Genomic DNA, 15,150 nt, shown 5'->3' with positions numbered 1-15,150 from the left:
AAGGCATGAAGGCGGGTGGAGTGAAGCGGTTTTTACCCCTTCTGGCCGCTGCAGTCCTCCTGCTAGCACTAGCCCTAGTCTACTCCTCCCCGCATGCGCAGGCGCAGGAGACAGGTGAGACTACAACCGTGGCTGCCAGTGAGCAGCAAGTCCCAGGTAAGGCTGATTTCGAAAGTCTAGTTGAGGAGTGTAAGGCTTACGAGAAGAAGTATGGTATCATGCCGGAGGGCACTCCGTATGATAGGGTGGTGGGCCCTAAGGCTCTGGTTATTAGGATAGAGGGTACTATTGATAATGCTATGAAAGACTACCTTGAACAGTCTATCAGGAGGGCGGAGAGCGAGAACGCGGTTCTCATAGTCGAGCTTAACACCCCCGGCGGCTTCGTGGATGCTGCCACTGAGATGGTTGTCACCATATCCAAAGCCAGGGTCCCAGTCGTGGGGTATGTCGTTGAGAAGTGGGCGGAGAGCGCAGGAACTATGATACTAATGTCCACGCATATAGCTGCTATGCAGCCCGGCACCATAATAGGCTCTGTACAGCCTATAGCATACGACCCCACCACCGGCAGCTACCAGCCCGTTCTTGACTCGAAGATCATTAACCCTATAGTCAAGACCTTATGCGAGCACGGGGCGACCAGAGGCAGGAACCCCGAGGCCCTTGTCAGGTTCGTCCTGTACAACGACAACTATGGCGCTGAGGAGGCTCTGGAGAAGGGTGTTATAGACCTTATAGCCCAGGATAGGGGCGAGCTACTCCGCCTCCTCGACGGGAAGGTGGTAAGGCTGCCTATAGGCGAAACTGTGCTCATAGACACCAACGGCAGCTACGAAGTCCTCGAGCCCGACCTGAGGATAAGAGTTCTACACTCCCTCTCCGACCCAATGCTCTCAGGCATACTCTTGAGCATAGGCGCTTTGGCCCTGCTATTCAGCATCGCAAGCGGAAACCTCCCAGGCATTGCGCTTGGGGGCTTCCTGCTTGTTCTCGGCCTCGTGGGCTCGGGCTTCAGCCCTAACACAGCCGCCCTAATACTCATAGTGGGAGGGTCGATACTCGTCTTCATAGAGCTGTACACACCAGGATTTGGAATAATAGGGGGTACTGGCATAGCCATGCTAGTCTTCGGTGTCATACTACTCCCAATAAGAGGCGAGGGATTCGCCGTCAGCGAGAGCTACACGGAAACCCTCCTCTACACTACCTACGCCCTGGGCATCACAATGGGCGGCCTCACAGCGTTTGTCGTGTACAAGGTTGTCAAGGCTAGGAGGGCTCCCCAGGCTTTATGGAAGCTTAAAGGGGCTGTGGGAGAAGCGGTGGACGATATCCCAGAAGGCGGGACAGGCTTTGTATTAGTGGAGGGTGAGTATTGGAAGGCGAAAGCTGTTACACCGGTGGCTAGGGGAGATAAGATAGTTGTTGTCGATAAGGAGGGTCCGTACCTGGTGGTGAAAAAGGCAGAGGAAGATGCTGAGAAAAAGGGGACACTCAAGCGCTAAGCTCTAGAGGGCTGGAGCCGCGGCCACCTTAACTTTTAGGCCGAGCTTCTCACCGATGATTAATGCAGCCTTCTCCCCGGAAAGTAGCATGGCACCGAAGGTCGGCCCCATCCTCGGCAGTCCGTACACCTCAGCTACAGCTATACCCGCGATAACAAGGCCGGGATACACCTCACCAGTCTTCTCTACAACAAGATCCTCACTCCTTTCAACCCACATTGGGCCTAGCCTAGAAGCATTTACTAGCCCCCTCTCAGCCAGCTTCCTAGCTACCACGGCGTCGTGTCCAGTAGCGTCGACGACATACTCCGCCCTCAGGCCCACCGGATCTACACATGTTATTTGACGTGGCAGGGCCTGGACAGGGCTCCAATTAACGACGACTCCTGAGACCTTTCCGTCCTCTACTATAACGTCGTCGAGCATCGTTAGGTTGAGGACCTCCGCTCCGGCTTCCAGGGCTCTTGCTACCAGTTTTGCGGCTAGGAGAGGCCCCTTAGTACTGAAGAGGCCCTGCTTCACGGTCTCATAGGGGACGCCAAGCTCGTCCAGTATTCTCTCGGCTGGAGCCCTTATTGTTACAGGGTTCATGAAGTAGCCTCCCAGCCAGAGCCCGCCACCGAGGTAGTTGTTCTGCTCTACTAGGAGAACTCTAGCTCCCGCTTCTGCCAGCCTCCACGCGGCTGTGAGCCCGGCCGGTCCAGCGCCGACCACTATAACATCGCTCCTGAGATGCCTCTTTAGAGTGTTGTAGAAGCCTTCTAGTATGGCCTCCGTAACATCGGCCTCATTAACCTTCGCGAACATCATGTTACTATTCACCAATAGTAATTATCACTATAACCAAGGCTTATCGTTTAGTATGTACAAGGCAGCCTCTATAGGCATGCGGAAGACCGCCGAGCATATATGACCCTGCTTTCGCTAAATTAGGCCGGCTCACCGACAATTCTTATCGCGGTGCGGCGTTTTGGGCGAGACTATAGCTAGAACCATGGCAAAATGGGTTTACTCTCTGAAGTTTAGCGATATACCAGGCGAGGTAGTGGAAGAGGTTAAGAAGAGAATAGTGGATACAGCTGGTGTAGCCGTGGGAGCCTTTAACGAGGAACCAGTGAAAATCTCCAGGTCAATAGCATTGGGCACTACCGGCTCGAGAATATCCTCCCTAGTCTGGGGCACCCTAAGCTATGCATCAGCAGACCAGGCCGCATTCACCAACGGCTGTGCAGCCAGGTATTTCGACTTCAACGACACCTATCTGTCGAAGGAGGCTCTCCACCCGAGCGACACTATACCAGCCCTCGTGGCTGCGGCCGAGATAGTAGATGCAGACGGTAAAAGCCTCGTTGAGGGTATAGTAGCCGCCTACGAGATAGCCGCCCGCCTTGCTGACAGCTACAGCGTTAGATCCAGGGGTTGGGATCACACAGTGTATATCGGGATAGCCAGCGCTGCCGGTGCAGCCAAGATACTTGGTTTAGACGAGAATGGTATAGAGCATGCAATAAACATAGCAACGACCACAGGCTTGGCCCTTAGGCAGACTAGGGCGGGGGAGCTTAGCATGTGGAAAGGCTGCGCCGCCGCCCATGCAGCCAGAAACGGTCTCTTCTCAGCGCTCCTAGCATGGAAGGGTATGACAGGTCCTAGCCCGGTGTTCGAAGGCAAGTTCGGGTTCTTTAAAGTAGCTCTATGCGGGGACAAGTTCGAGCTGGCGCCGCTCGGTGAAGGCGGGTTTAAGGTCATGCAAACCAGCATAAAATACTGGCCAGTAGAGTACCACTCCATGAGCGCGGTAGAAGCTGCCCTCAGGCTGAGGGAGAAAGCTGGAGAAATAAAGCCAGACGACATTGAGAGCGTCGAGGTTGAGACGTTTACCGTAAGCTACAAGATAATAGTTGAGGACCCGGAGAAGTGGGATCCAAAGACGAGGGAGACGGCAGACCATAGTCTACCATATATTGTTGCTGCATCCCTCTTAGACGGTCGTGTATGGCTGGAAACGTTCAAGCCGGAGAGATTTCTGGCCGAGGATGTGAGGAAGGTGATGAAGAAGACTAGTATAAGGGTTAACCCCAAGTATGACGAGATATACCCCGAAGGCATAGGTAACAAGATTAGAGTTCGCCTAAAGGACGGCCGCACACTAGAGGAAGAGTCAATATATCCGCCGGGCCACTTCAGGAACCCGCTCGACAGAGGTGGAGTTGAGGCAAAGTTTAACAAACTGCTAGAAGGCCTAGTGCCCGAGGAGAGGAGGAGGGAGTTCCTGGGGGACGCGTGGAACATAGAGAACCTCAGACGCCCCTTCGAAATATTTAGGTCACTCTCGGTGATGGAATAAAATAGTGGCGTAGAACTCTCCCTCCCCTATTTATATCTATACTCCACTTTCTTATCTCCTCACTGTGTAGACTGCAGCCGCGCTTATCACGGCACCAGCTATGAATGCCAGGAGCGCCAGTATACCATTCCTTTCAGACCTAATCTTGTAGAATTGCAGCTCCTCCTCGAGCTCAGCGATTTTAGCGTTCCAATAGTCGTCTCTGCCCTGGAGCTCATCCAGCTTCCTCTTCAGCTCCTCGTTCTCACTCCTTAGATTATCCAGACTGCTCCTAAGCGTCTCGATTCTGCTGTTCAAATCAGCTATCGTTCTTTCGAAGCCGAATCCCGTGGGGACGCTGGCCTTGATACCTGGATAGATGCTAGCCACCTCGTCGAACACGTCTGTCGAGATTATAGCGTAGGCATCGTAGACGGAAAGTACGAGGGATGCTTTGAAAGAGTCTTTAGAGCCTGGTTCGAAGATTTGGTTTACGAAGCCGAGGACTAGTGTTAGCTGTGTTGCCGTTTCGCCTTCTCCAGCCGATACTTGGTAATTGGGGTCTACCACGGCCACTGTGTCGCCATGCACATCCTTAAGGCCAAGCAACACCCTGGGCTCTCCCTGATATTCCGTGACTACCACAATACTCTCAATGCCAGAAAAGGTAGCCCTACTCTCTAGATCGACTGCCTCTATCTTAGCTTCTCCCCCACTAACTACGGTGTACGCTGTCTTATAGAGAGACCCCTCCTCAACGCTAGAGGCGAAAACAAGGGCGGGGCCTCCGAAGGGGCTTTGCAGCTGTACTCTCTCCCCACTATCATTAGTTATCTCCACCTCGACATCTATCTGCGGCTTGTAGGAGTAGAAAGTTAGACGGGCCTCGACTACTGCGGCTCCAACCGTAGATCTCAGAGCTACTGTAGAGAAAGTATCGGAATCTACCGCCGAAACCACCTGCCATCCTCCAACCGGTGACCCTAACCCCTGACTACCCACAGAGATTAGGTAAGCCTCCATACCTGCGCCAGCGTCCAGCAGAGTCCTCGTCCCGCCATCGACTGTTCTTACATCAACATACACGAACCGCCCTGTCTCAAGGTCTATCCTTACAGTGTAGAAGTAGCTGTTGACCGATAGTATGTTTTCCTCCACAGAATACTCTACAGCGACCTCGTCGGAAAGGGCGTACGCCATCGCAGGGTAAGTGCTAGTGAGGAGGGCGGAGATAGCCCACGCCAGCAACGCCAGCTTAAAAGCCCGCCTACTCCAAACCATTTTCATACAGCACCTACTTGAATCGTTAAACGTTCAGCCTTTAACTATTACTATCGGAAAATCCGAAATAGATTGTAAAACCTCCGAAGGAGCGGAGCCGATGCTGAGTAGCCGGGAGTCGAACCCTCCCATAGCCTGCGGGAGGGTTGTGACGAGTCTGCTAGACGCTGAGGACCTAAGCAAATCACCGTCACCATATTATACGAACTCTGATCCGGTGGTAGCGGTCTGATAAAGGAATTATCGTCATCTCCATATCCCTCAGTCTGGGGAGTAGTCTTCATCCCGTCCTAGAGTCCTGCTTTAGGATTTATCAGCATTAGGCCTGAAATGCTTAAAATCCCGACCGCCCAATAATGAATAGTCATTATACATCCAATATCCAATACAGCGTTCATTGTAGCAGAGTTGAATAGGGTATGGAGATAGCGATAGCCACGTACCACACCCTGTACACAGGAGCTTATGGCACCGGAGTATTGACTTCGCCGGACCGTCTTCTAGAGTAGGGTTGCCGTGTAGCTTGGGGCTTACCACTATCCGGTTTAACAGCTTATGTCATATACTTCTATTTCCTCCCCCATCTCGTCTAATTCTCTTCTCGTGTGGACGCAAGCCTTCTCTCCGTGAACTCGATTTTGAGGCCTTGTTTTTCTGGTATCTTCTCGGTTGTGTTTTAGTGAAGACCTCTCCAGGCTCTCCTTCGCCATCTCATCCTACCCCTGTAGACACGGTTTTAGCCTTCTTGTTAATATACTCGAGGACCTTTTCCCTAAGTATCATGAGCATCCTCCTCTTGTCCTCCATTAGCACAACATCGCTGTAACCCCTCACCACTATGCTATGAGCCATCGGCGAGGGATAGGGGAGGGGGCCTCTAATCACTATTTCTATCTCGCCTTTCCTCACCCACTCGAGCACCTTACTGGCTGCATCTATATCCATATAGTCTTCGAGAATCTCTCTGAAAGTCTCTTTTATAGGCGGGCTATCTCTCATCTCCTCTAGAAAGATCTCAAGCAACTTCTGGCTGTTCAGCTGAAGCCTCTCAGGGCTAACCTCCCTTCCCTTGTACCTCCTGAGCACTATAAACATTCTCGCCGCTACATGCTTGAACCTCCTTTTCATAAGCTCCGTCCTCGCGATAGACTCTTCCAGCATATACCTTATGTTCTCGGGTGTCACATCGTGTACAAGCTTCTCCAAGAGGCTTTTATTCGGCTTACTGGCTCTGGATACTGTTAGCATGAACCCGTTGTCAGTGACAGCAACCCTGACAGGAAGGCTCAGTCTGCGTGAGAGCGCTACGGCATAGGCTCTCGATAGAGCATCGTTAACCCGCCTGCCAAATAGAGTGTGGAATACTATCCCCCATCCATCCTCATATGGGAAGTACTCTATTAGCACCAGCTTATCGGAGGGTACAACACCTACATAGTCTAACTGCTCAAGTATGTACTCCACAATAGTTCTGGCAGCCCTCTCCTCCAGCATGTACTCCCTAACAAGCTTCTCCACGGCGGCCTCTGGATCGCTCCTGGCCAGGCCGCTGAGGAGCCTCCTAAACTCGCCTACCTTCAGGGCGCTGTCGAAGCTCAGCGGCAGCATCTCGCTGAACCAGCTGGGGACTGTGGGCCTAGCATCGTCAGCCCTCTCAACTATTACCTTCAATCCCTCGCTCTTTAAGAACCGATACGTCCTGCCCCCCAGGACAAATACGTCTCCCGGTACCAGTATTTCCACGAACTCCTCCTCAAGGTCTCCAACATATTTTCCATCCCTAGTGTAGACCCTGATCTTAGTCTCATCTGGTATCACGCCGACGTTAAGCAGGTATATCATCCTTGCACTCTTCTTCCTTCCGAACAGGCCCTCCTCCTCGTCTAGCCATATCTTGGAGTAGACTCCCTCACCCTCGAGACCGTGCTTGCCCGCCAAGAACCTTACTACCGACATGAACTCTTCGAAGCTCAGGTCCTTGAAGTTGTAAGCCCGCTTCACAACCCTGTAGGCGTCCTCGAGGCGCCACTTCTTCTCGATGCTCATGCCAACAATGTGCTGGGCTAGGACGTCTAGGGGCTTCATGGGGATCCTAGCACGGTCTATAAACTTCTTCATAGCGCAGTCCGCAAGCACAGAGCACTCTATCAGATCGTCCCTGTCAACAACTATCAACCTACCCTTGCTCACATCCCTAATCCTATGGCCGGCCCTACCCACCCTCTGTAGGAGACGGCTAACGCTCTTCGGGCTGCTTAGTAGAATAACCAGGTCTATATATCCTATATCTATCCCGAGTTCGAGGCTCGTGCTAGATACAACAACCTTCAGCTCTCCTCTCTTAAGCCTCTCTTCCACGTCCAACCTGAGGTTTCTAGACAGGCTTGAGTGGTGGGCCTCTATCTGGTCCTCCCCAGCTATCCCCTCCTTTACCAGTATTTGTTTAAGCTTGTGGACAACCCTCTCGGTAGCGCTGCGCGTGTTCGTGAATATCAAGGTGGTCCTATGCTGCTTTACAAGCTCAGCTATCTTCCTGTATATCGCCTCGTTAATCTTGTCCGGAGGGTCTCTTAGAAGGTCTACATCAGGCGTTATAACCCTTATGTCTAGGGGTTTTGCGAACCTGGCGTCTACCACATATACATCTCTAGGCCTCCCGTCATTATTAAACCCTCCCAGGAAATTGGCCACAACGTCTAGGGGGGCTATAGTTGCGGAGAGGCCTATCCGCCTCAACGGCCCCCCGCCAGCCTCTCTAACAAGCTCCTCAAGCCTTTCCACGCTAACCATTAGGTGGGCGCCCCTCTTGTTAGATGCTAGCTCATGTATCTCGTCCAGCACGATCCACCTTACCGTGGATAATCTTTCCCTGAACTTCGGGGCCGCTAAGGCGGCTGCCAGGCTTTCGGGAGTTGTTATAAGTACATGGGGCGGGTCTCTAACCATCTTCTGCTTCTCATAAGGTGTAGTGTCGCTCGTTCTAACAGCCACCTTCACTTTAGGAGGCTCTAAACCCATCTCCCGAGCCTTCTCCCCTATTCCCCTAAGCGGCTCCTCGAGGTTCCTCCTTATGTCGTTGTTCAGAGCCCTTAGGGGGCTCACGTAAACAGCTAGTATGCCTGCTTCTTCCCAACCGTTCTCCAGAAGATACAGAATTTCATCTATGACTCCCAGGAAGGCCGCAAGTGTTTTACCGGTTCCTGTGGGGCTGGATATCAACACGCTTTTCCCCTGCTTAACAAGGGGAATAGCATGTCTCTGGGGCTCTGTGAACGAGCCATAGGTTGATTTAAACCACTCGGCTACATAGGGTCTGAGCATCGACAGTATCTCCTCGTCGCTATAGCCCTTCTTATTCAACACTAGCCTTTCTAGCGCCAACCCTTCTACACCTTCTCGGCCGCCCCTTCACCCGTAGTTAATGGGGGGTTCCAATGGTTATGTGAGAAAATCGCTAGCCTCTAATTTCTCTTAATATCTAATCTACTGCTCCCGCTTGCCACACTCAATATTGCCTGTATAAAGTATGTTAAACCCTCTACAACCTGCAAAATGTTTATTAGCATGTCCGCTCTACACTGGGAAATCATGTGTGGTTAGGTGCCATGGAGCCAGGTAAACTTAGAGGTTTTTCTCTTTGACATGCGAACATTGCGTGTCAATTTCTAGGAGAAAAACTTAAATATTCTATTTGACATAACTTTTACGAAGGCACACATGCCTGAGCCTGATCCCCTGAGAGATATAAGCGGGCGTGAAGATGAACGGCTCCTCGTCCACTATACAGACGTGGCAGGATACATGAGACAGGTCGAGGTTCCGCTGAGTAACCTTGATAGAGACTACGTGGCATCCTTCGACGGCAGTAGCGTCTATGGCTTTACTCCAATTGAGAACAGTGATCTACTCTTAAAACACGTGCCAGAGACTCTAGTCAGCGTTCCCTGGAGAAGCGGTCTTTGGAGGACGATAGCCGCTGTCTACAGCCCCAGAGGGGAGAGGAGCCCGCTGGATCCTAGATTCGCCGCTGAGAGGGCTGAAAATGCGCTCTCATCCATGGGCTACCGGGTTAAGGCGGGGGCGGAGATAGAGTTCTTCATTTTCGATAAGGTTGGGGCAGAAGTTCTAAACCCCACTAGAGGTCTAGGCTATGCTGTGGAGAGCAGGGAGCAGCCTGGTAGAGAGGATGGGATCTTCAGCCAGATCAAGAAGTCGTATCATATGCCAGAGCCTTCGGACAGCCTCCTAGAGTATAGGCTTAGGCTCGTAGAAGCCTTGAAGAAATTCCAGGTTGACGTTGCTGTGTCGCACCACGAGGTCGCTGTGAGCCAGGTAGAGGTTTCAGTAGGTTCTAGAGGGAGCTTAGCAAGGCTAGCCGACGACATAATAACGGTTAAGTGGGTTTCCAGGGTTCTAGCCCGGATGGACGGGAGGGTGGCCACGTTCATGCCAAAGCCTATATACGGCGACAACGGGTCGGGCATGCACCTCCACCTCAGCCTATGGAGCCCCAGCGGGGAGAACCTCTTCGCTGGCGATGGGGAGGAGCATCTCTCGGAGACAGCCCTGCATTTCATTGCAGGCATCCTCGAGCACGCCCGCAGCCTAAGCGCAATACTATCCCCCACTACAAACTCGTACCGCAGACTAGTTGCTGGCTATGAGGCCCCAGTATATGTTGCGTGGGGCTGGAGAAACAGGAGCGCCATGATCAGGATCCCCGCAACCGCTGGCAACAGAAGGGCGGTCAGGATAGAGGTTAGGAGCCCCGATCCCACGGCGAACCCCTACCTAGCCTTGGCCGCCCTGTTTATGGCCGGGCTTGACGGCATAAAGAAGAAGCTCCAGCCCCCAGAGCCCTATGAGGGCAACCTCTACAAGATCAGCCCCGAGGAGCTGAGGGAGAGGGGTATAAAGACGCTACCGCGAAACCTGGATGAGGCTCTTGACGAGCTGGAGTCCGACAATGAGTATCTGAGGCCTGCCTTCACAAGGGAGCTGCTGGAATCTTACTTAGAGGTTAAGAGGAGGGAGGCGGAGGATACTAGGCTATATCCACACCCAATAGAGGTATATAAGTATTTCAATCTATAACACTATACAAACCAATTTCTTCCACACTCTCGAAAGCGCTAATACATAATAAACTGTAAAGAACAAGTCAAATACTTGGGGACCAGAGGATGCCCATAGGCATACCAAGCCTCGGCGTACCCGAGCTGGTCTTAATCCTTCTAATACTGCTAATAATATTCGGTCCTTCAAAAATACCCGAGATAGCCAGAAACCTGGGTCTAGCAGTGAAGGAGCTGAGGAACAGTATCTCGGGCGAGAGCGAAGCGTCCTCCACCCAACAGGCTAAGAAGAATGCTGGCGGCGAGAAGGAGGAAAAGGGTTAGCCTCTCCCAAAGCCTATAATAACGGGAAACCCGGAAACTTAGGAGCAAAATATATTTGCCTTTTTTTACGGTTTTATATAAGCACTAAATACATACTTTACTATCGGTGTATAGATTAATGGTTAAGTATGTTCTTGAGAAGGGCCCTGCATTTACAGTCCTTAAAGTCGAGCTTAACGAGGGTGAGAGCGTCTGGGTAGAATCTGGCTCGTACATGCTGAACAGGGGAGATATAGAGGTTAAAACCACCATGGGGGGAGGCATAGTCCGCGGCCTTCTAAGGGCTGTGGCTGGCGGTGAGAGCCTTTTCTTCAACATCATAACAGCTAGATCAAAGAGCGAGGTCTGGATAGCCCCCCCAGTCACCGGGGATATAGCCGCTGTAGAGCTCAGCGGGGAAGAGGTGTACATACAGGATTCAAGCTATCTAGCCCACATCGGTGATGTGGAGGTAAGTGTTGGATGGAGAGGCTTCAAGGGGCTTATAGCCGAGGGTGAGCTTGTCTGGGTAAAGGCTAAGGGTCATGGCACCGTCTTTATAAACAGCTTCGGAGCCCTAGAACATATAAAAGTCGGTCTAGGCGAGAAAATTACCATAGATAATGGTCATTTCGTGGCAATAAAGGGGGGAAGATGGAATATTAGGAAGTTCGGAGGCTGGAAAACCTTCTTCCTGGGAGGAGAAGGCGTGGTAGTGGACGTGGAAGGGCCAGCAGACCTTTGGGTCCAGACTAGAAATCTCCCTGCGTTCGCCGGTATCCTAGGCAAATTCATACCAAGCAAGAAATAAGGCGATACAACTTTAGATCCCGCCTTTTGAAGCCTCCCCAGCATCCAGTACACATAGGGGGCGGCGTAGGATGCCTACTATAAAGTTTTTCGAAGCAAAGTCTCTTGTCGACAGTAAGGCTGGTAAAGCAGTCGTCGAGGGGGACAGGGAGTTTGAGCTTGCTACCCTTAACCCCTCTTTCATGCTGTCACTGCTTTCGGCGTGTATAGGGAAGAAGGTTGCCGAGAATGCCAGCGTCGATAGAGTTAGCGTTTCTATAGAAGCTTATGTCGACATAGATAAGCTTCTCGACGGCTCCGAAGAGATAGAATATATAGTCATAAGGATCAGGGCTCCCGCTCCCAGGGAGGTGGTTATGAAGGGTGTTGAGAACTGCCCGGTGCTAAGGCTAATAGACAAGTCCAAAGTAAAAGATGTTATTGTTGAAAATGCCCCCAACACAGCTGAAGGTTGAGGGCGTCCTACCGGGTTGGCGCCCTATTTTCATACGTTAGAGTGTTAACGCCTACGATAGTACTCCCTGCTCCTTATAATACTTCTCGGCGCCTGGGTGCAGTGGTATAGGCACTATTGGTGCCTTGTCGAGGCTTATGTCCTTGGCCCTTGCGTGGACAGTCTTTATCTCGTCTAGATGCTCGAACATGGTTTTAAGTATCTCATAGGCTATATCCTCGGGTACATCCTTGTCTATAACCAGAAGCGCTGTGACTGTAAGTGTAGTTACATCCTCCTTTTGGAAGTCGTAGCTGCCGGCTGGTATCGTGTATTTCAGGTAAAGATTACCTAGACCAGCGTCCTTCAACTTCTGAATAGCGTCGTCTGGGACCTCAACAAGCACAACGTCAACCTGTGTTGCTATCTCCTCTATCTTAGGCGTGGGGACTCCCGCTACTATGAAGAGTACGTCGACGGTGCCTTGCTTCATTGCGCTGCTAGCCTCGGCGAAGCCGAACTCTACTTTGTCTATCTTATCCCAAAGTCCCAGAGCGCTGAGTATGGTGTATGCCGTCGCGTATAGGCCGCTGCCTGGGTTTCCTACGGCAACCCTCTTGCCCTCTAGATCCCAAATTGTTTCTATTCCTGCTCCAGCCCTAGCTACTATCTGTATAGGCTCTGGATAGAGTGCCGCTAGCGCCCTGAGGTCCTCTACAGGGTTGCCCTCGAAGTCCTTAAGAAGCTTGCCGTTGTAGGCGAAGTAGGCTACGTCGCTCTGCATCATGGCTAGCTGGTAATCGCCTGCTTTTATGCCCTTAGCGTTTGCCACGCTGGCTCCGCTCTCCTGAGCTTCTATCTCGACTTTATCACTGTATTTCGAGACGACCTCTGCTATCTTGAAGCCCAGGGGATTATATATGCCACCGGGTGATCCGGTGCCCATTACCAGCCTAACTTCCTGTCCGCCTTGTAGCAGGAGGTATCCTGCTATTAAGACGATAACTATGACTACGGCTGCCCCTGCAATCATTAGCCTCTGATTCATAGCCAAGCATGATCACCCTGTTCATATTGTGCTATAGATCACTATACCTTAGATCCGAGTGGCATACTTAATAGAGGATAATGATGTAGTATATATGTAAGCTTCCGATAGTTAAGCAGTGAAAATACAATAAAGTTCACCGGCGTAGATAGTCTCAGCTTTAACCAACGGATCTTCTAGTGTAGATGAGTCCGGCCACGTAGCTTGCCAAAGCTAAAGCCACTATCACCGGGTTCAGCGTTACCGACAATGCGGAAAAGAGCACCATAGCCGCTCTAAGCGGCTTGTTGCTGAGGGGCCTGTCGAAAACCCACCCTATAAATCCGCTTGACGCGACATGTATGATTATAAGCACTACTGCTATAGTGTATGCTAGCCTTATAGCCTCATCCACCCCCCAACTGTCAACCGTTACTATCAATATAACTGGCGAATAGACAAACACGAAGGGTAGTATGTACTTTGCAAAACCATAGATGGTAGCGTTTATCGCTGTCCTCCAAAAGTCTGCGCCAGCTAGCACAGCCCCTACAAACGCCGCTAGAGCTACAGGAGGAGTTATGTCCGCCAGTATCCCATAGTATAGGACGAACATGTGTGACGCCAGCGTCGCCTCCAGCTCGGCATAGCCTAGGCTCTCCTTCAAGTATCCCGCTAGTGTACCTGCAAGTATAGTGGCCGTTATAATGTAGTTAGCTGTCGTCGGCACCCCCATACCCAGTATTATGCTGAACACGGCTGTAGCTATCAGAAGCAGCATTAGTATCCCCATGCTGAGGGTGAGGAGCATGTCTCCCAGAGTTTTATGTAGGTTTGTAAATGTTATCATAGACTGTATAACGCTGGCTGTAGCTGCCGCAAGGAAGACGGGTATGCTATTTTTAAAGCTAGACTCTACAGCCCTGACAGTAGCGGCTGCTAGCTCCCTAAGGCTTCCGCTAAACAGGCCGCCCACTAGTGCAATAATTATTGAAGTCCCGCCTGCGAAGAATAGTGACTGCGCAAGCCCCATTGGGGTCGAGACCAGCGGGATGACGACGGTGAGGGCCAGCAGCAAGAGTATTAAAGTGTTGGGTAGCCGCACAGCCCTCTCGCCGTAGATGATCGTGTCGATCACATACACAGCCACCGTGGCCAGTATACCCGCCATCACAGCGTGATGGGGGGCGAGCTTCAGGAGTCCCACTAGGATAAGCGGTATGGGTAGGAGGTAGTAGAGCCTGTAGAGTAGCGGTCTAAGGGGCGGTAGCTCGCCCTCTGGAATCCCCCTGAGGCGCCTCTTCTTAGACTCCTTATCTACGAAAACGTAGATGCTGTAGAAGTAGAGTATAGCGGGTAGTAGCGCTGCCACCACAACCATGCCATAGGGTATGCCCACGAACTCCGCCATTATGAAAGCCGCAGCCCCCATAATCGGGGGCATCAGCTGGCCTCCTGTGGAAGCAACAGGCTCTATAGCCCCTGCAACCTCTGGAGGGAAGCCAGCCCTCTTCATGGCTGGTATTGTGAAAGTTCCGGTGGTAAGCGTGTTGGCTACGCTACTTCCGGATATCGTGCCCATCAGGGCGCTTGAGACAACGGCAACTTTCGCAGGGCCCCCAGGCTTTCTACCGAAGAGTGCTGTCATCAAGTCCGTAATATACTTTCCAACTCCAAGCTTGTCCAGGAACGAGCTGAAGAAGAGAAATATGAAAACGTAGTAGACCATGACAGTGAGAGGTACACCCAGGAAACCCTGGTTCTGGCTTATGAACGCCGTTACCAGCCTCCTAAAGACTTGTAGCCCCTCTACACCGAAGGGGGGATGGGTGTATGCATAGATAAATCCGTAGGCTGTGAAGACAGCCATTATCGCGGGAAGAAGTATACCCAGGCTCCGTCTAGTCGCCTCCGCCAGGGCTATCAGTATAGCGAGGACGAGAGCGAGATCCAGCCATGAGAGCTCCTCTATGGTGAACTCCACCGTCTTGTACCTGGCGTAAAGGTAGACGACATAGAATGGGGAGAGGCCGGCTATGATAGCTAGAACATAATCATAGAGTGGCACCGTGTCGTAGGGGCCCCTAGCCCTGCTTATGGGGTAAATTATGAAGGCTCCAGCTATTACGAGGCCGAGTACTATAGCCTTCGCAGGATATAGCTGGAAGAATATATCAGGGTACTTGTAGAAGTTAGGCAGCTCTAAACCCATGCTCTCCAGAAACCTGTAGAGCACTAGACCGAACTGCATAACATAGAATACCTCTAGAAACGCCATGAACGCCGCAACCGCAAGGATAATCCTAGCCGAAAGACCCCAAAGCTCCCTCTCGCCGATAACCCTACGAATAACCTCGGAAGCCCTATCAGAACCCACGCCTCAACAC

The 15,150-nt window shown here is 51.7% G+C and carries 13 protein-coding genes; 7 read left to right on the top strand and 6 right to left on the bottom strand.

The features are described from left to right. Positions 1 to 5 precede the first annotated feature (5 nt). Positions 6 to 1,508 carry an NfeD family protein gene (locus ACAM_RS06815; protein WP_062661501.1) on the top strand — a complete coding sequence of 501 codons (1,503 nt, stop codon included), beginning with the start codon at positions 6 to 8 and terminating at the stop codon, positions 1,506 to 1,508. Positions 1,509 to 1,511: 3 nt separating this feature from the next. On the opposite strand, the gene ACAM_RS06810 is transcribed toward ACAM_RS06815, so the two are convergent. Continuing rightward, positions 1,512 to 2,318 (bottom strand): sulfide-dependent adenosine diphosphate thiazole synthase, encoded by an 807-nt coding sequence (locus ACAM_RS06810; RefSeq protein WP_062661503.1) that lies wholly within the window; start codon positions 2,316 to 2,318, stop codon positions 1,512 to 1,514. A gap of 160 nt (positions 2,319 to 2,478) precedes the next feature. On the opposite strand from ACAM_RS06810, the gene ACAM_RS06805 reads away from it, so the two are divergent. Beyond that, positions 2,479 to 3,855 carry an MmgE/PrpD family protein gene (locus ACAM_RS06805; protein ID WP_022542082.1) on the top strand — a complete coding sequence of 459 codons (1,377 nt, stop codon included), beginning with the start codon at positions 2,479 to 2,481 and terminating at the stop codon, positions 3,853 to 3,855. 51 nt (positions 3,856 to 3,906) lie between these two features. On the opposite strand, the gene ACAM_RS06800 is transcribed toward ACAM_RS06805, so the two are convergent. After that, positions 3,907 to 5,115, bottom strand: coding sequence for a hypothetical protein (locus tag ACAM_RS06800; RefSeq protein ID WP_022542081.1), 1,209 nt, complete (start codon positions 5,113 to 5,115; stop codon positions 3,907 to 3,909). Positions 5,116 to 5,215: 100 nt separating this feature from the next. On the opposite strand from ACAM_RS06800, the gene ACAM_RS08495 reads away from it, so the two are divergent. After that, positions 5,216 to 5,347 carry a hypothetical protein gene (locus ACAM_RS08495; protein ID WP_256204934.1) on the top strand — a complete coding sequence of 44 codons (132 nt, stop codon included), beginning with the start codon at positions 5,216 to 5,218 and terminating at the stop codon, positions 5,345 to 5,347. 313 nt (positions 5,348 to 5,660) lie between these two features. Here the strand turns inward: ACAM_RS08495 and ACAM_RS08375 are convergent, their stop codons facing one another. Next, positions 5,661 to 5,825, bottom strand: coding sequence for a hypothetical protein (locus tag ACAM_RS08375; protein ID WP_156315743.1), 165 nt, complete (start codon positions 5,823 to 5,825; stop codon positions 5,661 to 5,663). A 1-nt stretch (position 5,826) separates the two neighbouring features. Next, the gene (locus ACAM_RS06795) at positions 5,827 to 8,496 is read right to left on the bottom strand and encodes an ATP-dependent helicase (protein WP_022542080.1); all 2,670 of its coding nucleotides are present in this window, start codon (positions 8,494 to 8,496) and stop codon (positions 5,827 to 5,829) included. 336 nt (positions 8,497 to 8,832) lie between these two features. Between ACAM_RS06795 and glnA the strand changes: the two genes are divergently transcribed. The 4 genes from glnA to ACAM_RS06775 all read left to right on the top strand — a co-directional run bounded on the left by glnA (position 8,833) and on the right by ACAM_RS06775 (position 11,758). Then, a complete protein-coding gene (gene glnA / locus ACAM_RS06790) occupies positions 8,833 to 10,209 on the top strand; it encodes a type I glutamate--ammonia ligase (protein WP_022542079.1) in 1,377 nt (458 codons plus the stop codon). An 89-nt stretch (positions 10,210 to 10,298) separates the two neighbouring features. Continuing rightward, positions 10,299 to 10,514, top strand: coding sequence for a Sec-independent protein translocase subunit TatA/TatB (locus tag ACAM_RS06785; RefSeq protein WP_022542078.1), 216 nt, complete (start codon positions 10,299 to 10,301; stop codon positions 10,512 to 10,514). A gap of 118 nt (positions 10,515 to 10,632) precedes the next feature. Beyond that, positions 10,633 to 11,304 carry a TIGR00266 family protein gene (locus tag ACAM_RS06780; protein ID WP_022542077.1) on the top strand — a complete coding sequence of 224 codons (672 nt, stop codon included), beginning with the start codon at positions 10,633 to 10,635 and terminating at the stop codon, positions 11,302 to 11,304. A 70-nt stretch (positions 11,305 to 11,374) separates the two neighbouring features. After that, positions 11,375 to 11,758, top strand: coding sequence for a hypothetical protein (locus ACAM_RS06775; protein WP_022542076.1), 384 nt, complete (start codon positions 11,375 to 11,377; stop codon positions 11,756 to 11,758). A gap of 51 nt (positions 11,759 to 11,809) precedes the next feature. On the opposite strand, the gene ACAM_RS06770 is transcribed toward ACAM_RS06775, so the two are convergent. Continuing rightward, a complete protein-coding gene (locus tag ACAM_RS06770; RefSeq protein ID WP_232502341.1) occupies positions 11,810 to 12,784 on the bottom strand; it encodes a TAXI family TRAP transporter solute-binding subunit in 975 nt (324 codons plus the stop codon). 160 nt (positions 12,785 to 12,944) lie between these two features. Further along, the gene (locus tag ACAM_RS06765; protein ID WP_022542074.1) at positions 12,945 to 15,140 is read right to left on the bottom strand and encodes a TRAP transporter permease; all 2,196 of its coding nucleotides are present in this window, start codon (positions 15,138 to 15,140) and stop codon (positions 12,945 to 12,947) included. Positions 15,141 to 15,150: the final 10 nt, after the last annotated feature.

The sequence above is a fragment of the Aeropyrum camini SY1 = JCM 12091 genome (assembly GCF_000591035.1).
In the GTDB taxonomy this organism is placed as follows: domain Archaea; phylum Thermoproteota; class Thermoprotei_A; order Sulfolobales; family Acidilobaceae; genus Aeropyrum; species Aeropyrum camini.
The sequence above is the reverse complement of the archived record's forward strand: the minus strand, read 5'-3'. Positions and strand labels throughout refer to the sequence as shown.